The 18165-nt window shown below is 73.6% G+C and carries 16 protein-coding genes; 4 read left to right on the forward strand and 12 right to left on the reverse strand.

Annotated elements, in window-relative coordinates:
• The coding region (locus K7854_RS33255) for a TetR/AcrR family transcriptional regulator (RefSeq protein WP_226030275.1) at positions 1–613 on the forward strand (613 nt) is incomplete at its 5' end.
• A 94-nt stretch (positions 614–707) separates the two neighbouring features.
• Positions 708–2285, forward strand: a complete 1578-nt coding sequence (locus tag K7854_RS33260; RefSeq protein ID WP_226030301.1) for an MDR family MFS transporter — start codon at positions 708–710, stop codon at positions 2283–2285.
• Positions 2286–2367: 82 nt separating this feature from the next.
• Here the strand turns inward: K7854_RS33260 and K7854_RS33265 are convergent, their stop codons facing one another.
• From K7854_RS33265 to K7854_RS33295, 7 genes are all read right to left on the reverse strand, one after another.
• Positions 2368–3372 (reverse strand): twin-arginine translocation signal domain-containing protein, encoded by a 1005-nt coding sequence (locus K7854_RS33265; protein ID WP_226030276.1) that lies wholly within the window; start codon positions 3370–3372, stop codon positions 2368–2370.
• Positions 3373–3412: 40 nt separating this feature from the next.
• On the reverse strand, positions 3413–4693 hold the full coding sequence (locus tag K7854_RS33270; RefSeq protein WP_226030277.1) for a TRAP transporter large permease subunit: 1281 nt from the start codon (positions 4691–4693) through the stop codon (positions 3413–3415).
• 3 nt (positions 4694–4696) lie between these two features.
• Positions 4697–5329, reverse strand: a complete 633-nt coding sequence (locus K7854_RS33275) for a hypothetical protein (protein WP_226030278.1) — start codon at positions 5327–5329, stop codon at positions 4697–4699.
• Complete coding sequence (locus tag K7854_RS33280; RefSeq protein WP_226030279.1) at positions 5326–7455, reverse strand: hydantoinase/oxoprolinase family protein; 2130 nt, start codon at positions 7453–7455, stop codon at positions 5326–5328. Before K7854_RS33280 ends, K7854_RS33275 begins: the two co-directional genes overlap by 4 nt.
• Positions 7456–7556: 101 nt before the next feature.
• The gene (locus tag K7854_RS33285) at positions 7557–9155 is read right to left on the reverse strand and encodes an FAD-dependent oxidoreductase (protein ID WP_226030280.1); all 1599 of its coding nucleotides are present in this window, start codon (positions 9153–9155) and stop codon (positions 7557–7559) included.
• A 48-nt stretch (positions 9156–9203) separates the two neighbouring features.
• Positions 9204–10313 carry a LacI family DNA-binding transcriptional regulator gene (locus K7854_RS33290; protein WP_226030281.1) on the reverse strand — a complete coding sequence of 370 codons (1110 nt, stop codon included), beginning with the start codon at positions 10311–10313 and terminating at the stop codon, positions 9204–9206.
• A 146-nt stretch (positions 10314–10459) separates the two neighbouring features.
• Positions 10460–10981, reverse strand: coding sequence for a GNAT family N-acetyltransferase (locus K7854_RS33295; RefSeq protein WP_226030282.1), 522 nt, complete (start codon positions 10979–10981; stop codon positions 10460–10462).
• Positions 10982–11307: 326 nt separating this feature from the next.
• Between K7854_RS33295 and K7854_RS33300 the strand changes: the two genes are divergently transcribed.
• Entirely contained in the window at positions 11308–11892 is a 585-nt protein-coding gene (locus K7854_RS33300; RefSeq protein WP_226030283.1) for a sigma-70 family RNA polymerase sigma factor, read from the forward strand.
• On the forward strand, positions 11892–12644 hold the full coding sequence (locus tag K7854_RS33305; protein ID WP_226030284.1) for an anti-sigma factor: 753 nt from the start codon (positions 11892–11894) through the stop codon (positions 12642–12644). Before K7854_RS33300 ends, K7854_RS33305 begins: the two co-directional genes overlap by 1 nt.
• A 44-nt stretch (positions 12645–12688) precedes the next feature.
• Here K7854_RS33305 and K7854_RS33310 read toward each other — a convergent pair whose 3' ends face one another.
• Genes K7854_RS33310 through K7854_RS33330 form a run of 5 tightly spaced genes read right to left on the reverse strand, consistent with a single transcriptional unit; the run spans position 12689 to position 18117 of the window.
• On the reverse strand, positions 12689–13510 hold the full coding sequence (locus K7854_RS33310) for a DUF1295 domain-containing protein (RefSeq protein WP_226030285.1): 822 nt from the start codon (positions 13508–13510) through the stop codon (positions 12689–12691).
• Positions 13507–14817, reverse strand: coding sequence for an SAM-dependent methyltransferase (locus K7854_RS33315; RefSeq protein ID WP_226030286.1), 1311 nt, complete (start codon positions 14815–14817; stop codon positions 13507–13509). Before K7854_RS33315 ends, K7854_RS33310 begins: the two co-directional genes overlap by 4 nt.
• Positions 14814–16100 carry an SAM-dependent methyltransferase gene (locus tag K7854_RS33320; protein WP_226030287.1) on the reverse strand — a complete coding sequence of 429 codons (1287 nt, stop codon included), beginning with the start codon at positions 16098–16100 and terminating at the stop codon, positions 14814–14816. Before K7854_RS33320 ends, K7854_RS33315 begins: the two co-directional genes overlap by 4 nt.
• The gene (locus K7854_RS33325) at positions 16097–16840 is read right to left on the reverse strand and encodes a DUF1365 domain-containing protein (RefSeq protein WP_226030288.1); all 744 of its coding nucleotides are present in this window, start codon (positions 16838–16840) and stop codon (positions 16097–16099) included. Before K7854_RS33325 ends, K7854_RS33320 begins: the two co-directional genes overlap by 4 nt.
• Positions 16837–18117, reverse strand: coding sequence for an NAD(P)/FAD-dependent oxidoreductase (locus K7854_RS33330; protein WP_226030289.1), 1281 nt, complete (start codon positions 18115–18117; stop codon positions 16837–16839). Before K7854_RS33330 ends, K7854_RS33325 begins: the two co-directional genes overlap by 4 nt.
• Positions 18118–18165: the final 48 nt, after the last annotated feature.

Consider the following 18165-nt stretch of genomic DNA (forward strand, 5'->3'; position numbering starts at 1 on the left):
GGGGGGCGGTCTGCGGGAGCGGAAGAAGCGGGCCACGCGCGCCGCTCTGACCGAGGCCGCGGTACGGCTCGCCGCCGAACACGGGGCGGAGAAGGTCACCGTCGAGGCGATCAGCGCCGCCGCCGGGGTGTCCGTGCGCACCTTCTTCAACTACTTCGACAGCCGCGACGACGCCTTCGTGGTCATCGACGCGGACGCGGGCGCACGCATGCGGCGTGCCGTCCTCGACGCCCCGGCCGATCTCTCCCCGCTGGCAGCCCTGCGCGAGGCCATGGCGGCGGAGCTGGCCGAGGCGGAACAGCAGCACGAGCTGTGGCGGCTGCACGCCGAGGTCCTGCACGCCTCGCCGCACCTCCTGGCGCGCGGCGTCGGGGCCCACATGGCGGCCGAGGCCGACCTGGCCGACGCCATCGCCCTGCGCCTGCGCGGGGACGGCGGCACCGGCGGGGACGGGCCCGGGCTCTACCCGCGACTGCTGGCCGCGGTGGCGGGCGCCGCGGTGCGCACCAGCATGGACCACTGGTCCGCCCACCAGGAGGAAGCCGCCTTCCTCGACGTCTTCCACGAGGTGTTCACCCTCCTCGCCGCCGGTCTCCCGGCACCCTCCGCGTAGCCTCCGCGCCGGGCTCGCGACCCACCAGGACCCACCACACGAAAGAGATGCCGTGACCGCTGCTCAGGCGCCCGCCGACGCGCCTCCCACCTCGATGACCCACCGGCAGATACTCCAGGCCATGTCGGGCCTGATGGCCGGCATGTTCGTCGCGATCCTGGCCGGCACCGTCGTGGCCAACGCGCTGCCCACGATCATCGCCGACCTGGGCGCCAGCCAGTCCTCCTACACCTGGGTCGTCACCTCCGAACTGCTCGCGATGACCGCGACGGTGCCCCTGTGGGGCAAGCTGTCCGACCTCTTCAACAAGAAGCTGCTGCTCCAGCTGTCGCTGAGCATGTTCGTGGTCGGCTCGCTGCTGGCCGGCTTCTCGCACGGGGTCGGGCTGCTGATCTTCAGCCGGGTCGTGCAGGGCATCGGCGCGGGCGGTCTGACCGCGCTGGCCCAGGTCGTGATGGCCTCCGTCATCCCGCCGCGCCAGCTGGGCAAGTACGCCGGCATCTTCGGTGCCGTCTTCGCCGTGGGCACCGTGGCCGGACCGCTGGTCGGCGGCGTCCTGGTGGACACCTCGTGGCTGGGCTGGCGCTGGTGCTTCTTCATCGGCGTGCCGTTCGCGCTGCTCGCCATCGCCCTGCTCCAGCGCACCCTGCGCCTGCCCACGGTCAAGCGCGAGGTGCGCATCGACTGGCTCGGCGCCCTCCTCATCGTCGCCGGTGTCTGCGCCCTGCTCATCTGGGTGTCGCTGGCCGGAAACGAGTTCGACTGGGCGTCCTGGCAGACCGCTGCCCTCACGGTCGGCGGCGTGCTGCTGCTGGTCGCGGCGGTGTTCGTCGAGGCCCGCACCCCCGAGCCGGTCATCCCGCTCGGCATCTTCAAGAACCGCACGGTCACCCTCACCACCGTCGCCAGCCTCCTGGTCGGTGTCGCCATGTTCGGCGGGACGGTCTTCCTCTCCCAGTACTTCCAGATCTCCCTGGGCAAGTCGCCGACCGTCGCGGGTCTGATGAGCCTGCCGATGATCCTCGGCCTGCTGGTGTCCTCCACCGTCGCCGGACAGGTGATCAGCCGGACCGGCAAGTGGAAGCGGTACCTGGTGGCGGGCGCGGTGATCATGGCCGTCGGCCTCGCGCTGCTGGCCACGATCGACGCGAAGACCAGCTTCGGACTGCTGAGCCTCTACATGGCGGTCCTGGGTGTCGGCGTCGGCATGCTGATGCAGAACCTGGTGCTGGCCGCCCAGAACGACGTGCCCGCCACCGACCTGGGCGCCGCGACCTCCGTGCTGTCGTTCTTCCGCAGCATGGGCGGCACCATCGGTGTCAGCGTCCTCGGCGCGATCCTCGCCAACCGGGTCGCCAGCGAGACGGCCAAGGGGCTCAGCAACGCGGGCGTCACCGTCCCCGGCGGTGGCGGCGGCTCGGGCGAGGGCAGTGTCCCGGACATGTCCGCGCTGCCCGCCCCGATGCGGACGATCATCGAGCACGCCTACGCCGTCGCCACGGCCGACCTGTTCCTGATCGCCACGCCGTTCGCGGTGCTCGCGCTGGTCGCCGTCGTGTTCATCAAGGAGAAGCCGCTGAAGACCACCAGCGGCATGGAGCGCCTGGCCGAGGAGTCCGGCGACGGCGGCCCCGCCGCGCCGTCCGACAAGGACCCGGCGCCGGTCGCCTGAGGCACCCGGCGAGCAGACAGCGGGGCCGCACTCCGATCCGGACGTGCGGCCCCGCTGCCGTGTACGGCGGCGTACGGAGGGGTCAGCCCCGTGCCATCGCGATCGAACCGGCCAGCCGCTCCCCCGCCTCGTAGATCATGTACGGGACGCCGCGGTCGGTGCCGAAGGACGGGGACGCCGCACGGCCGTTCTCCGGCGCCGAGGCGCGGGAGTTGTAGAACACGCCGAGGTGATCGCGTCGGGAGAAGTCGTTGCCGACCTCGGTGATCATCAGGTCGCCGCCGCTCTCCTTGTCCTTGTTGTAGACGACGTACGTGCTGTTGTTCCGGTGCAGCAGGTGCGGGCCGCCGACGTTGACCGCGCCGACGTCGCTGTGGCGCACCAGGGGCTCCTGGGCGAAGGTCCAGGTGCGGCCGTCGGCGGACCAGCCCCAGCCGATGTCGCGGTGGTTGGTGGTGTTGTTGACCATGAAGACCATGACGTAGTGCGCGCCGCGCGAGGGCAGTTCGTGCGGGAAGACCCGCGCGTAGGAGGTCTCGGTGGTGCCGGAGGGCAGCATCGAGGTGTTCAGCACGACCTTGTCGTAGGTGAAGCGGATGCCGTCGGCGGAACGGGCGAGCCTGGTCGTGGTGTTCTCGCCGTGGAAGTACAGCCACATCTCCTTCCGCCCGGCGTGCCACATCACGTGCGGCGAGGAGACGTGGCTGACGGAGTAGTGCGGCGACCACTTGTTGGAGACGATCGGGTTGTGCGGGTACTCCGTGAAGGGGCCCTCCAGCGAGTCGCCGTAGGCCAGGCAGATACCGCCGGGGGCGTCGTGCGGGGCGTAGTAGAGGTAGTAGCGGCCGAGCCGGCCGCTCGCGGGCAGCCGGTCGTAGACGCCCCGGACGGTCGGGAAGATGATCTCGCCGGTCGGGTTGTAGGCCAGCTTGGACGGCGTCAGCAGGGTGCGGACGTAGGTGTAGTCGGGGAAGCCGCCGGGTGCGGCCGAGGCGGTGGGCGCGGCGGTGGCGCCCAGGGCGAGGGCGGCGCCGGTGACGGCCGTGCCCTTCAGGAACAGACGGCGGTCGAGGTGGGGCTCGTGCATGTCGACTCCTGGGTGAGGGGGGATGTCACACGTACGGATGTCACAGGTACAGGGCTGCGGTGACGCACATGCCGCCGAGGGCGACCAGCCACACGTAGGGCAGGGTGCGGACCATGACCTGCTGCGGGCTGACGCCCGCGTACTGCGCTGCCCACACGGTCTGGGTGCTGGTCGGGTCGGCGACGCCGAAGACCTGGTTGTACGAGGTGGCCATGCCGAGGACGGCGACGGCCGGGTAGATGCCGGTGGCGATGAGGACGCCCGCGATGCCGGCGCCGAGCCCGAACACGTTGAGCGGGCCCCGGTACAGGCACAGCGGCACCAGCACGGTGAAGACGATGACGAACAGCACCGGGTTCTGCGGGCTGACCGCCTTCATCAGCGGCTCCAGCGCGTCCACCGCGCCGGGGAGTTTGACGGCGGCGAGCAGGATGCCGATCGCCACGAACAGGGCGAGCGGCGGCGCGGCCACCTCGAAGCCGCCGTACAGGGTGCGCAGCAGCCGCTTGTTCATCTCGCCGGGCCGGGTGGTGGTGACCAGCGCGTAGAGCACACCGGCCAGCATCGAGGGGATGATGGCCACTTCCAGGCCGAGGGCCAGCACCAGCGGGATCACCGGCGCGAGCAGCGCGTACCAGGGTGCGTCGCCGAGGCGTTCGCGGCGCGGGGCCGGGCGCGCGGAGACCGACTTGAGGGACCAGGCGTGCTCGGTGCCGCGCCGCCGGTTCTCGACGACGACGTAGGCGACGGCGGCGACCAGGGCGAACGGGAACAGCTTCACCATGAACCCGCGGACGGTGTCGACCGGCAGGTCGAGCGCGGTGGAGAAGAACTGCCAGACGGGCAGCTCGAAGGGGACGCCGACGGCGATGCCCATCAGCACCGTGCCCGCGGCGGTCACCTTGGGCACGCCGACCGCGACCATCGCGGGGATGCCGATGATCCCGGCCAGCATCGCGGCCGGTGCCGAGCCGGTGACGGTGCCGACGAGCGCCGAGACGGCGAGGACACCGAGGGCGACGACGGTGGGCCGGTCGCCGCCGAACTCGACGATCTTGCGGACGAGGGTGCCGGCGATGCCGGTCTCGTCGAGCAGCTTGCCGAGCCAGGAGCCGAGGATGATGGCGACCATCGTCGCCGCGAGCGCCGGGGCGCCCTCCTGGAGCACCGTGTCCAGAACGCTGTTCTTGCCCGTCAGGGGCGCACCGGAGAGGAAGGCGATGACCACGGCCAGCAGCACCAGCGCGAAGGCGGTGGGGAGCTTGCGGGTGAGCATCGCGGCGACGCCGGCCGCCATGACGAGGAGGATGACGACACCCATGGGTCAGTTCTCTCTTCTTGCGTCACGTGCGGGTGGTGGGTTGCTCCCGTTCGCGGAGCCGGACTGGGCCTCGGCCTCGGCGGCCAGGGCGGCGGTCAGCAGCAGGGGGCTGCGGCCGAGTCCGCAGACGGTGCGGGCGTAGGCGTGCGCGGCCACCTCCTCGGCCCCGGCGACATGGCCGGGGACGCGCAGCCGGCCCAGGCGCAGGGCGCTGTGGCCCAGGGCGCGCTTGAGGGCGGCCTTCGCGGGGCCGTGGTGGAGGTGGACGTGCACCGCCTCGTGGGCGAGGGCGGCCGCCCGCACTGAGCCGGGCGGGTACCAGTCGCGCCAGCCGCGGGCGTCGACGACCCGTTCGGCGAGGTCGATGGTGTCCGTGTACAGCTCGACGGTGGGCGGTCTGGAGGTGTACCGGGCCAGCAGCCCGAGTTCCAGGCCGCCGTCGCGCTCCACGATCCGCGCCCGGCACGCGACGGGTGCGAGGGCGGAGCCGAACGCGTCGGCCGCCCGCGCCCACCGGCGCAGCAGCTCCGGGTCGCGGTGCTCGTGGGTCGGGGTGGCGGCCAGCAGCCGCACCGCCCACCCGATGTCGTCGGTGGCGGCGAGGTCCGCCCGCGCGGGGGCGTCCTTGACGGTCATTCGCGCACCTCCAGTACGGCGACCACCGGTTCGTCGGCGGCGCGGGAGCGCAGTTCACTGCGGGCGAGGGCGAGCAGCGGCTGCGGGTCCAGGACGCCGGAGAGGTCGGCGATGCGGGAGCCGAGCAGCAGCCGTACGGCGGGGGCGCGGACGCCTCCGTCGCCGTAGGAGGTGTGCTCGGCGACCAGCTTGGCCAGCACCTCTGGGGCGGCGGCGACGGTGGTCGCCTCGACCCGGGCGTCCGGCGCGTGGTGGCGGACCACCCCGTCGGCGTCGACGACCCGCACCGGGTGGCGGACGGGCCGGAAGCGTCGGCGGACCGCGGTGCCGTACACGGTGTGGGCCGGGGTGCCCGCGAAGACGTGCACCTTCGACGGGTCGGTCTTGAGGCTGGTGGCGGCCAGTCGCAGGCGTTCGGCGTCGTCGGCGCGGTGGGCCCGGTCCTGGGTGCGCAGTTCGGTGGCGCCGGTGGCGATGGCGCGTACGACGTTGGTCTGCGGGTCGACGGTGACCTCGACCTCGACGCCGTCGGCGGCGGCGCCCTGTTCGACCACGGCGCGCTCGGCCTCGGCGCGGACGGCGAGGATCTGCTCCTGGGTGGCGCCCGGCACGATCCGCTCGACCTGTTCGCGGACCAGGGCGAGGGCGACGCCGATCGGGCTGATGACCTCGTTGTGCTGTGCGATGCGGCCGGTGATGCCGGTGCGGGCGGCCAGGTGCGGGGTGACGGAGGCGGCGCCGCCGCCTCCGCCGACCAGGACGGCGGTGTCGGTGTCCAGCCGGTACTCGCGTACGAGGTCGTCCACGACGGACTTCACCTGGTCGGTGCCGGCGTCCAGGAGCCGGGCGGCGGCGGTGTCCACGTCGGTGCCGAGGGCGGCGGCGAGCGGGGCCAGCGCGGCGCGGGCGGTGCCGGGGTCGGCGTGGGCGAAGTCGCCCTCGGGGACCCGGCCGAGCGCGTTGGCGGCGCAGGTCATGGTGAGGGCGAACCGGCCGCCGGCCGCGTCCAGGACGGCGTAGTCGGCGGGGTCGCCGGGCAGCGGGCTGATGGTGGTCAGCCTGGCGTCCCGCAGGTCGGCCGGGTCGGCGTAACAGGCGTACGGCAGCCCGGCGATGTGCGCGCTGCGCGGTCCGGTGCCGGTGACCCGGCCGCCGGAGACGCGGACCATGGAGCCGCCGCCGACGCCGACGGTGCGGACGTCCAGGGCGTTGAGGTAGGAGGTCTGCCCGAGCAGCACGGCGTGCCGCACCGCGACCTTGCCGCGCTTGACGACGCTGATGTCGGTGGAGGTGCCGCCGGTCTCCAGGAACACGCCCTCGCTGACGCGTTCCTGCATCAGCGCGCCGGCGACACCGGCGGCCGGACCGGACAGCACGGTCAGCAGGGGCCTGCGGCGCATCTCGTCCAGGGACATCACTCCCCCGTCGCAGCGCATCACCATCAGCGGCGCGGTGACGCCCGCCTTGGTGATGGAGGCGTCGACGAGGTCGGCGGTAGCCAGCATGCGCGGCAGGATCGCCGCGTTGACGACGGCGGTGCGGGTGCGTTTGCGCAGCCCGTACAGGGAGGTGATCTCGTGCGCGGCGGTGGTCGGCAGGCCGGTGGTGCGGGCCGCCTCGGCGACCGCCTCCTCGCCCTCGGGCCGGTCGACGCCGAAGGGCTCGCTGGCGACCAGGGCCTGGGCGCCCGCCTCCGTGAGCTGTTCGACGGCGGCCCGTACGGCGGGGGCGTCCTCGGGGTCGGGCACATGGGCGTAGTGCAGCGGGAGCCGTTTGCCGGGGGTGAGTTCGAGCTTGGCGAGGGTGGCGAGCCTGCGGGTGAAGTACGTCCCGGCACCGGTGCCGATGCCGAGCAGGCCGACGGTGGCGACGTCGCCCTCCAGCAGGGCGTTGGTAGCCTGGGTCGTGCCGTGTGCCAGGAAGGCCACGTCGGCGGGTGCGTGTCCGGTCTGCGTCAGCAGCCGGTCCAGCGCCTCGACGATGCCGTGCGCGACACCGTCCTCGTGATGGTGGCTCGTGGGGACCTTCACCTGGCCCACGAGCCGGAGCGTCGTGGCGTCGACCGCCACGGCGTCGGTGAAGGTTCCGCCCACGTCGATGCCGACGCGGATGCGGTGGGTGGTCATGTCCGGGCACCTCCTTGTGCTGGGTCGGTCCACGCGCGGGCGGTCACCGGGCGGGGCAGGTGGTGCTGCCCCGCCCGAACTCCCGTCCCGAGCGGGGTCGTTCAGTAGCCCCTGACGTCGGGCCAGTGACGCTGTACGCCGTCGCGGTCGAGCACCTTGGCGAACTCCTCGAACCTCTTGTCCTCGGACTGCACCTGGTGCGGCTCGACGTCCTCGGCGAGGCAGTGGGCGGCGAGGGCTCCGGCGACCTCGCCGACGTTCCACTCCACCGGGTGCAGGCGGTAGCAGCCGTTGGTGATGTGGGTGGTGCCGAGGTTCTTGCCGGCCGGCAGCAGGTTGCGCACCCGGCGCGGCACGAGCGCGCCGAGCGGGATCTCGAAGGGCACGGAGCCGATGTCGACGTAGCCGTCGCCGCCGGTGGAGGGGTGCAGGTCGATGCGGTAGTTGCCGACGCCCACGGAGTCGCGGTGGCGGGTGCGGCCGTAGGGGCCGAGCAGGTCGATGGAGACGTCGTGCTCGGTGACGGTGGTGACGGCCTTGATCCGGCGGGACTCGCGGACATAGGCCGCCTTGGCGAGGCCGTCGGGGGTGCCGGTCACATCGGGGCGCGGGCGCAGGCCGGGGAAGCCGGTGCCACCGTCGGTGCGGGGCGCCTCGGTCTGCAGCCAGTACAGCACCGACAGGGACAACTGCCGTGCCTCGCGGAGGGCTTCGGCCTCCTGGCCGATGTAGGGCTTCAGCCAGTAGTCGTTGAGCGGCCAGTTGACGAGGGTGATGTCGGAGTCGAAGGCGCCGTCGGTGTGCAGCTTGCGGGCGAGGATGCGGCGGAAGCCCCACAGCTCCTTGTCGCCCGCGTCCGCGCTCTGGTCGGCGCTGACGGCCAGCGGGTCGAGGTCCGGGTTGGGTTCGAAGGTGCGCGGCACCGGTTCCAGGGTGCGCGGGTCGGGTGCCTCGAAGCCGAGCAGCGGTCCCGGCCAGAAGTCGGGCTTGTAGTCGCGCCAGAAGTCGTAGTCGGCGGGACGGTCGATGGTGTGGTCCTCGCCCTCGTGGTGGGAGAGGGCGAAGCAGACGGTGATGCCCTGCTGGTTGCCCGGCTGGGCCTGATCGGGGGCGTGCGGTTCGTCGAACTCGGCCCGGGACTCGGCGCCGTTGACGTGCTCGACGCCGGCGAGGTGGAGCAGTTCGCCGGTCTCGGTGGCGTCCAGCACGTAGCGGGCGGGGACGGTGCGGCGGGAGCCGTCGCGGAGGTCCTCCAGGGTGACGGCGCGCACGACATCGTTGTCGGCCTCGGCGGCCACCGGCCGGTGCTCGGTGAGGACGGTGAGCCGTCCGGCGGCCCGGTGCGGGGCGAGCATGCCCTCCAGGACGGCGAGGGCGACGCGCGGCTCGTGGCAGAGCTTGCTGACCCGGCCCGCGCCCGGGTTGAGGTCGGTGAGGGCGGCGGCCTCGGCACGCAGGGGGTACCACTGGCGGTAGTACTGGCGGATGCCCTCGCGCAGGCGCCGGTAGGCGGCGGTGGTGCCGAACTGTTCGACCCACGGGTGCTCGTCGGGCGGCACGGCCTGGCTGGTGAGCTGGCCGCCGATCCAGTCCGTCTCCTCGGTCAGGACGACGCTGCGGCCGGCCCGGCAGGCGGCGAGCGCCGCGGCGACGCCGCCGAGGCCGCCGCCGACGACGAGGATGTCGGGTTCCGGTATCACGCTGCTGCTCCTTAGGTGGTGCGGTCGGTGCTGTGGGGTGCGGTGGGTTCAGGGGGCGGGCGGTGGGCCCGCGGTGGCGCCCGGCCGGAAGGCGCAGGCCACGAGGGTGCCCTCGGCGGGCCGTCCGGCGATGCGGGCGGCGAGCAGCCGTACGGCCTCGGCGCCCAACGCGGGGCGCGGGATGTCGAAGCCCATCGGCGCCGGTTCGTCCGCGAGGTCGGCGGGCGGGCTGCCGAGCAGCGCGAGCGACACCTGGCCGGGGCAGTCCAGGCCCGCGGCGTCGACGGCGGCGCGCAGGGCCCGCCAGGCGGCCCCGGTGTCGGTCTCCTCGGCGACGAAGGCGGTGACACCCTCGGCCACCCAGGCGCGGACCCGGTCGGCGGTGAGGTCGCCGCCCGGGTCGCCAGTACGGAAGACGGCGCCGGGACCGGCGGGCAGGCCGCTGCCCACGAGCCCGTCGAGGAAGCCGCGTTCACGGTCGGTGGAGGCGGGGGCGTCGTCGTCCTCGCGGACGAGCAGGACGCGCCGGTGACCGAGTCCGGCGAGCGCGGTGACGACCTCGCGGCTCGCGCTGACGTAGTCGGCGCCCACCCAGGCGAGACCCTCGGGCTCGTCGCGCCGGCCGACGTGGACGACGGGGAAGTCGTCGGCGACCAGTCGGCGCAGCTCGTCCGCGGGGGCGTGGCGGCCCAGGAAGAGGCAGCCGTCCGCCAGCCGCACCCGGTTGAGCGCGCCCGCGCCCCCGGCGCCCGCTCCCCCGGTGCTCGACCCGGTAAACAGCACCAGGTCGTAGCCCTGCGCCGCGGCCTCCTGCTCCACGCCGACGAGGAAGGGGTAGTACGAGTGCCGGACGTCGGTCGGGAAGGTCGCGGTGAAGCTGAAGACGCCGAGCAGGTTGTTGCGGGCGGCGGCGAGCCGGCTGGCGGCCGGGTCGGGGACGTAGCCGAGGCTGTGGGCGGCGTCCAGGACCTTGGCGCGGGTCTCCGCCGAGATCGGCCGGCCCGTCGCGATGTCGCGTCCGGACAGCACCAGGGACACCGTCGCCTGCGAGACACCGGCGAGCCTGGCGACCTCCGCCTGCCTCGGCCGGGCCCGCCGCCCGGCCGGCGCAGGGGTCCGCCCCGGCCTCGCCCGCCCTGCGGCTTCCTTCGCCACCACTGCTCCCCTCCGTCGCGTTAATGCGCATTACCTAATGCGCATTAACAAGCAATGTGAGGGACCGCGGCCGTCGGGTCAAGGGGTTGCGCCGAGAAAAGTGCCGGGTGGCGGCGGGAGAGCCTCCCGCCGCCACCCGGCGGGTCGGATCAGATGCCGAACGGTGCCGCGTACCGGACGGTGCCGGCCGGCAGCGGGTGGGCGGCGTCCAGGGTGAGGGCCATCAGGGCCTCGTCCGGGACGTCGATGGTCAGCCCGATGCCGTGGGCGGAGGCCCGGGTGAAGCCGAAGCGGGGGTAGTACTCCGGGTGCCCGAGGACGACGACGTGGTGCTCGCCGAGCCGTTCGGCCGCTTCGAGCGCGGCCCGGACGGCCGCCGTACCGGCACCGCTGTTCTGGTGCGCGGGACGGACGGCGACGGGTGCCAGGCACAGCGCGGGGCTGTCCCCGATGTGGCAGCGGGTCAGCAGCGCGTGGCCGACCGGGCGGTCGGTGTCGTCCACCGCGACGAGGGACAGACCCTCGATCCACGCCCCGGCGTCGGCGCGCAGCGCGTCGACGAGGGCGGCCTCTTCCGGGGTGGGGAAGGCGGCGCGGACGATGTCGCGGATGAGGGGGACGTCGGCGCCGGTCTCGGCGCGGGTGTTCCACGAAGGTCGGGAAGAAGACATGACGAGACGGAGATCCGTTTCTGGAGTGCGTTCGAGGGATGCGGGGTCAGGCCGCCGCTCGGGACGCGTGGGAGACCGCGAGGGACATCCGGGCGTCACGCAGGACGGCGTCGAGCACGGTCATCAACCTCACCTCCCTGTCCTCCCGCTCCCCATGGAGCCCGATCGAACGCGAACGCGGCCACTATACCCGTGTCGCCCGTGCGAAGGTGTGCGTCGGACGAAGTCATCGCGGTTCCGCACAGCCCGTGACCAATCCGCGGGCCGCGTGGCCTCGGATTACGCGGGGACATCCCCGCCCGTCGCGTTCTTTTGGAGCAACCGTCGTGAAGGAAGCCGTACACATCGGCAGAAACCCATCGGCCCAGCCCGATCTGCAACAGCTCATCCGTGAGGTGGCCCTGGGCGACCAGGACTCCTTCGCCGCCGTGTACGACGCGGTGGCGGGGTCCGTGCTCGGGGTCGTCCGGGCGGTCCTGCGCGACCGGGCGCAGTCGGAGGAGGTCGCCCAGGAGGTGCTGGTGGAGGTGTGGCGCACGGCGCCCCGTTACCGGCCCGAGCGCGGCACGGTGGTCAACTGGATCCTGACCCTGGCCCACCGGCGGGCCGTGGACCGAGTGCGGTCGGTGGAGGCCGCCGCGGCCCGCGACCACAGGGCCGCACTGCTCGACCGGACGCCCGAGTACGACGAGGTGACCGAGCAGGTGGAGACCCGGCTGGAGCGGGAGCAGGTGCGGCGCTGTCTGCGCACCCTGACCGAGATCCAGCGCCAGTCCGTCACCCTCGCCTACTACCGCGGCCTGACCTACCGGCAGGTGGCCGAGGCCCTGGCGGTGCCGCTGGGCACGGTCAAGACGCGGCTGCGCGACGGTCTCATCCGGCTCCGCGACTGCCTGGGGGTGAGCGCGTGATGCGCACCGAGGACCTGCACAGCCTGACCGGCGCCTACGCCCTGCACGCGCTGCCCGACGACGAGCGGGACGCCTTCGAACGCCATCTGGCGCACTGCACCGCCTGCGAGCAGGAGACCCGGGAGTTCGCCGCCGCGACGGCCCGGCTGGGACTGGCCGCGACCGTCGTCCCCGCTCCCGCGCTCAGGGACCGGGTGCTGCACCGCGTCACCACCGTGCGCCAGGTGCCGCCGGGCGGCGGCACGGCGGTGAAGGCGCGCCGCGCGGTGCCCCGGTGGCGCGGACTCGCCCGGTGGGCGCTGGCCGCCTGCGTGGCCGCCGCGGTGGGGCTCGGCGGCACGGCCGTGTGGCAGTACGAGCGTGCCCAGGATGCCGGGGAGCGAGCCGCGCGGGCCGAGCGACGGGCCGAGACGCTGGCCGGAGTGCTGGCCGCGCCGGACGCCGAGTCCCGTACGGCGCGACTGGCCGACGGGGCGAGCGGGACGCTGGTCGTGTCGGAGAGGCAGGGCCGGGCGGTGTTCCTGGCCTCGGGCATGGCCGAGCCGCCGAGCGGCAAGGTGTACCAGCTCTGGTTCGACGACCACGGCACGATGCGCCCGGCGGGCCTCATGGATCCGGGCAGCACCAGTCAGGCGGTGCTGATGGAGGGTGCCGTCGACGGTGCGGCGGGCGTGGGCATCACGGTCGAGCCGGCCGGCGGGTCGAAGCAGCCGACCTCCGACCCGATCGCGCTGCTGAGCATGCCGGCGTGACGGGGGTGGGGACCGCAGCCCCCACCCCCGTCACGGGTCGGCTCCTAAGCGGAACCGGACCGGCGCGGCGGAGCCGGGAAGAAGCCGCTGGTGCGCGCGGCGTACTCGGCCCATCCCGGCCGGTCGGCCATGTGCCGCTCGAGCAACCGCTTCCCGCTGCCGCCGATCAGCAGGTACGTCATCACCAGCGGAGAGACGACGGACACCGCGGCGGCAGCGAGGCCCGCGTCGCAGGCGACCAGGAACAGGCCCCACCAGACGCAGAAGTCACCGAAGTAGTTGGGGTGCCGGGTCCAGCTCCACAGGCCGCGGTCCATGATGCGCCCCCGGTTGCCCGGGTCGGCCTTGAACCGGGCCAGCTGGGCGTCCCCCACGGCCTCGAAGGCCAGCCCCACGGCCCACACGACCGCTCCGGCCCAGGCCAGGACCGACAGCGGCCCCGGCCCGTATGCGGCGGCCTGCACCGGCAGCGACACCAGCCATACCAGGGCGCCCTGGAGCAGGTAGACCATGCGCAGGGCGTACAAGTTCCGGTTGCCCGGGGCCTTGGCGAGCATCGCGTCGTAGCGCGGGTCCTCGCCGTGCCCCCGGCCGCGCCGCGCGATGTGCGCGGCCAGCCGCAGGCCCCACACGACGGTGAGGACCTCCACCAGTGTCTGGCGGCCCGCGTCGCCCTCCCCGGCCGCCGCCGCGACCACGCAGGTCACGACGGTGACGGCGGCGAAGCCGATTCCCCAGGCCACGTCCACCACCCGGTGCATGCCCTTGCGTACGGCGACGGCGAAGGTGGCCAGCATGACGACGAGCGCGGCCGCCGCGGCCCAGCCGAGACCGATGGCGAACGCGCCCCACGGGAAGCCGCTCACGGGCGCTCCAGCCCCTCGTACCACTCCCCCGGCGTGGCGGGCATGCCGCTGACGCCCTCGGCGGTGGGCCGGACGCTCAGGATCTGGTCGACGCCCATCCGCCGCTGCTCGAAGGCGAGCGCGCCGCCCACCAGGTAGAGCCGCCACACCCGCGCGGTCTCCTCGCCGACCAGCGCGACGAACTCGTCCCAGCGGTCCTCGAGGGTGTGCTCCCACGCGGCGACCGTGCGGACGTAGTGCTCGCGCAGGGACTCGACGTGGCGCACTTCGAGACCGGCGTCCTCCAGGAGCTGGACCGTCTCGCCGAGGGGGCGCATGTGCATGTCGGGGGCGATGTACGCCTCGATGAAGGCGCCGCCGCCGGGCGCGTTGCGTCCCCGGGACATCTGCTGGACCAGGACGCGTCCCTCGGGGCGGACCCTGCGGTGCAGCGCGGCGGCGAAGGCGGGGTACTCGGCGTCCCCGACGTGCTCGCCCATCTCGATGGTGGAGACGGCGTCGTAGCCCCCTCCGGTGATGTCGCGGTAGTCCTGGCAGACGACCTCCACCCGGTCCTCCAGGCCGCGCTCCCGTACCTGTTCGCGGACGTGTGCCGCCTGCTCCTCGGCGAGGGTGACGGCGGTGACCTGCGCCTTGTGCTGTTCGGCTGCGTAGAGGGTGAGCGAGCCCCAGCCGCAGCCGATGTCGAGCAGGCGTGAGCCGGCCGTGAGGCCCAGCTTGCGGCAGATCAGCTCCAGTTTGGCGCGCTGGGCGTCGGCGGCGTCCGCGTCGGTGGACCCGTCCGTCCACACCCCGCACGAGTAGGCCATGGTCTCGTCGAGGAGGAGGCGGTAGAAGTCGTTGGAGAGGTCGTAGTGGTGGCTGATGGCGGCGCGGTCGCGGGACTTGGTGTGCAGGCCGCCGCGCAGCCGGGCCTGGGAGGCGGGCGTCGCGGGGCGCGGGCCGACGGCGCCGAGACGGACGGCGGTGCCCGCCGCGCGGGCCCGGTCGGCGAGGGAGAGGCGGGGCGGGTGCAGCAGGCGCTCGCGGGTGGCCGCCCACATCCGGCGCAGGCCGTCGGCCAGGTCACCGTCGACGTCCAGTTCACCGGTGACGTAGGCCTGGGCCAGGCCCAGTTCGCCGGGCTGCCACAGCAGGCGGCGCAGGGCGCGCCGGGAGCGGACGACGACCGCGGGGCCGTCGGCGGGGCCGGTCTCGGAGCCGTCCCAGGCGCGCAGCCGGACGGGAAGGGGGCCGCCGAGCGCGTCCTCGACGAGCGCGGCGAGCCGGTGCGCGGCGCCGGGCCTGGTGGTGCGGACGGTACTCATCGGGCGGGGTGCTCCTTGGTGAACAGGTACTGCTGGACGTCGAGGTAGGCGGCGCGGAAGCCGGCCTCGGAGTAGGCGAGGTAGAAGGTCCACAGCCGCCGGAAGGTCGCGTCGAAGCCGAGGGCGTCCACCTCGTCGGCGCGCTCGGTGAACCGCTCCCGCCACAGCCGCAGCGTCTCGGCGTAGTGCGCGCCGAAGCCGTCGCGGCGGGCGACGCGCAGGCCGGTGTGGTCGCGGACCGTCCCCTCCATCGCGTCGGTGGAGGGGATCAGGCCGCCGGGGAAGACGTACTTCTGGATCCAGGTGTGGGTGTGGCGGGCGGCGAGCATGCGGTCGTGCGGCATGGTGATGGCCTGGAGGGCGGCCCGGCCGCCGGGGGCGAGGCGCTCGTCGAGGGTGCGGAAGTAGACCGGCCAGAACTCGGCGCCGACGGCCTCGATCATCTCGACGCTGACGATCGCGTCGTAGGTGCCCTTCTCCTCACGGTAGTCGCGCAGTTCGACCCGGATCCGGTCGGCGAGCCCCGCCTCGCGGGCGCGTTCGAGGGCGCGGTCGCGCTGTTCGCGGGAGAGGGTGAGGGAGGTGACGTCGGCGCCGCGCGCGGCGGCGCGCAGGGCGAGTTCGCCCCAGCCGGTGCCGATCTCCAGGAGCCGGGTGCCGTCCCGGACCTCGGCGAGGTCGAGCAGCCGGTCGATCTTGCGCTGCTGCGCGGCGACGAGGGACTCACGGCGGGCCGGGAAGCCGAGGAAGACGGCGGAGGAGTAGCTGAGGGTGTCGTCCAGGAAGAGGGCGAACAGGTCGTTGGACAGGTCGTAGTGGCTGCTGATGTTGTCCCGCGCGCCCTGAGGCGTGTTGCGCCGGGCGGCGGGCTGCCGCTGGTGCCACAGGCCGCGCAGCCGCTGGAGCGGGGCGGGGATCAGGTCGGCGGCGTGGGCGGCGAGCACGGTGAGGGCGCCGACCAGGTCCGGGGCGTCCCACTCGCCGGCCATGTAGGACTCGCCGAAGCCGATCAGGCCCTGGGCGCCGATCCGCCCGTGGAAGGCGTCGGGGTCGTGGACCTCCACCAGCGGACCGCCGAGCCCGACGGTCTCACCGTCGGCGAACCTGACCCGCAGCGGCAGCCGGTGCAGGGCGCGGCGTACGACGGCTGCGGCGGTGGCGCGGCGGAGCCCGGAGGTCCGGGGCGGGGCGGCGACGTCGGGCCAGCGGTGTGGGTCGACCGGGGCGCCGCGGCCTCCCGTGACCTGGGGCTCGGCGGCGGGACGTGGATGGGTTGCGGTCATGATGCCTTCTCCGTGGTGCGGTGACTCGGGCGCGGCCGGACGGGCAGGCCGCGCAGGTAGAGGCGGATTCCGTGCCTGCGGATACCGGCCGACACCGCGAGGGTCGACCAGGGGTGCCGCAGCGCCAGCCGCAGGAGGGCGGCCGGGGTCGCCTCGCGCCGGGTGCCTCGTACGGTCGCGGTGAACGGCCGGGTGCCGGGCCGGTCCAGGCGTACGGTCAGGTCGAGGCGGTCCGCGGGCAGCGGGAGGCGCATGTGGTAAGCGCCGTCGACCGGGTTGAACGGCGAGACGTAGAACTCCTTGTCGACGTGCGCGACACCCGCCTCGTCGGGGTCGAGCAGGTAGGCGTGGCGTTCGCCGTAGGTGTTGTGGACCTCGGCGACCACGCAGCGCGGGGTGCCGTCGGGGCCGTGGCACCAGTACAGGGTCAGCGGGTTGAAGACGTACCCGAGGACACGGGCGTGCGTGAGCACGAGCACCCTGCCGCCCTCCAGGTCGACGCCGCGGGTGGCGAGGAAGCGCTCCAGGCCCTCGCGCAGTGAGGGGGCGTCCCCGGCGAAGTGGTCGCGGGCCCGGAAGCCGGCCAGCGGGCGCAGCGGGCGCGGGAGTTGGGGCAGGTGGTCGAGGTCGATGAGCCACATGTAGGTGCGGTGGCGCAGCGTGTACCGGATCGGGTCGAGGCGTATGTGCCTGATCTCGCACGGGTAGAGGCCGGGTCGTGCCGTGGGGGCGGGGATCACCAGGTGACTCCGAGGGCCGCGGCGGCCGCCACCCCCGAACGGCAGCCGTCCTCGTGGAACCCCCAGCCGTGGTAGGCGCCGGCGTAGGCCGTGACCGGGGTGCGTAGTTCGGGCAGGCGGCGCTGGGCGGCCACCGACTCGGGGGTGTAGACGGGGTGTTCGTAGGTCATGCGGGCCAGTACCCGGGCGGGGTCGACGCGGTCCTCGCCGCCGAGCGTGACGACGTAGGTGTCGGCGGCGTCGAGGCGCTGCAGCCGGTTCATGTCGTAGCTGACCCGCACCCGGTCGGCGCCCGCGTCACACGCCGGCATGAGGTAGTTCCAGGAGGAACGCGCTCCGCGCGAGCGGGGCAGCAGGGCCGTGTCGGTGTGCAGGAGGGTGGCGTTGCGGGAGTACCGGAAGGCGCCGAGGACCTCCTTCTCGTCGGGCGTGGGGTCGGCCAGCAACTCCAGTGCCTGGTCCGGGTGGACGGCGACCACGAGGTGGTCGTAGGTGTCGGTGGTGCCGTCGGCGGCGGTGACGTCGACGCCGTCCGCGTGCCGGGTCACCGTGCGGACCGGGGTGGCGGTGCGCACGTCGGGCAGCCGCTCCGCGATCCGGTCGACGTAGGAGCGGGATCCGCCGGTGACCGTGCGCCACACCGGGGAGCCGCCGACGGCGAGCATGCCGTGGTGGTGCAGGAAGCGGAACAGGTAGGCGGCCGGGTAGCGGAGGGCGGTGGCGGCGTCGCAGGACCAGACGGCGGAGACGACGGGCGTCATGAAGTGGGCGCGGAAGTACGGCGAGAAGCCCTCGCGGTCCAGGAAGCCACCGAGTGTCAGGGCCCGGTCGGCGTCCTCGGTGAGCAACCTGCGGGCGGCCCGGTGGAACCGCGGCACCTGGGCGAGCATGCGCAGGTAGGGACCGTGCAGGGCGTTGCGCGGGCGGGCGAGCAGTCCGGCGGGGCCGCGGGCACCGGCGTACTCCAGGCCGCAACCCTCGCACCGTACCGACATGCTCATCTCCGACTCCTGGGTGGCGACCCCGAGTTCGTCGAAGAGGCGCAACAGGTTCGGGTAGGTGCGGCGGTTGTGCACGATGAAGCCCGAATCGACCCGGTGGACACGGCCGTCGGTCGCCGTCAGGTCGTGGGTGTGGGCGTGCCCGCCGAGGCGGTCGTCGGCCTCGTAGAGGGTGACGCGGTGTTCGCGGCCGAGTACGTACGCGGCGGTCAGTCCCGCCACTCCACTGCCGACGACGGCCGTGCGGCGCGCCCTCTCCCCTGACGCTCGCGGCATTGCGCTGTACCTCCACCCCACTGTGATCGACACTTGCGTGGGTAATCC

Source organism: Streptomyces hyderabadensis (genome assembly GCF_020404845.1).
Classification (GTDB): domain Bacteria; phylum Actinomycetota; class Actinomycetes; order Streptomycetales; family Streptomycetaceae; genus Streptomyces; species Streptomyces hyderabadensis.

Coding starts and splice junctions, on each gene's coding strand:
- K7854_RS33330 (WP_226030289.1), bottom strand. CDS start 18,117: ATGCCGCGAGCGTCAGGGGAGAGGGCGCGCCGCACGGCCGTCGTCGGC.
- K7854_RS33260 (WP_226030301.1), top strand. CDS start 708: ATGACCCACCGGCAGATACTCCAGGCCATGTCGGGCCTGATGGCCGGC.
- K7854_RS33305 (WP_226030284.1), top strand. CDS start 11,892: ATGCGCACCGAGGACCTGCACAGCCTGACCGGCGCCTACGCCCTGCAC.
- K7854_RS33275 (WP_226030278.1), bottom strand. CDS start 5,329: ATGACCGTCAAGGACGCCCCCGCGCGGGCGGACCTCGCCGCCACCGAC.
- K7854_RS33315 (WP_226030286.1), bottom strand. CDS start 14,817: ATGAGTACCGTCCGCACCACCAGGCCCGGCGCCGCGCACCGGCTCGCC.
- K7854_RS33265 (WP_226030276.1), bottom strand. CDS start 3,372: ATGCACGAGCCCCACCTCGACCGCCGTCTGTTCCTGAAGGGCACGGCC.
- K7854_RS33270 (WP_226030277.1), bottom strand. CDS start 4,693: ATGGGTGTCGTCATCCTCCTCGTCATGGCGGCCGGCGTCGCCGCGATG.
- K7854_RS33280 (WP_226030279.1), bottom strand. CDS start 7,455: ATGACCACCCACCGCATCCGCGTCGGCATCGACGTGGGCGGAACCTTC.
- K7854_RS33320 (WP_226030287.1), bottom strand. CDS start 16,100: ATGACCGCAACCCATCCACGTCCCGCCGCCGAGCCCCAGGTCACGGGA.
- K7854_RS33295 (WP_226030282.1), bottom strand. CDS start 10,981: ATGTCTTCTTCCCGACCTTCGTGGAACACCCGCGCCGAGACCGGCGCC.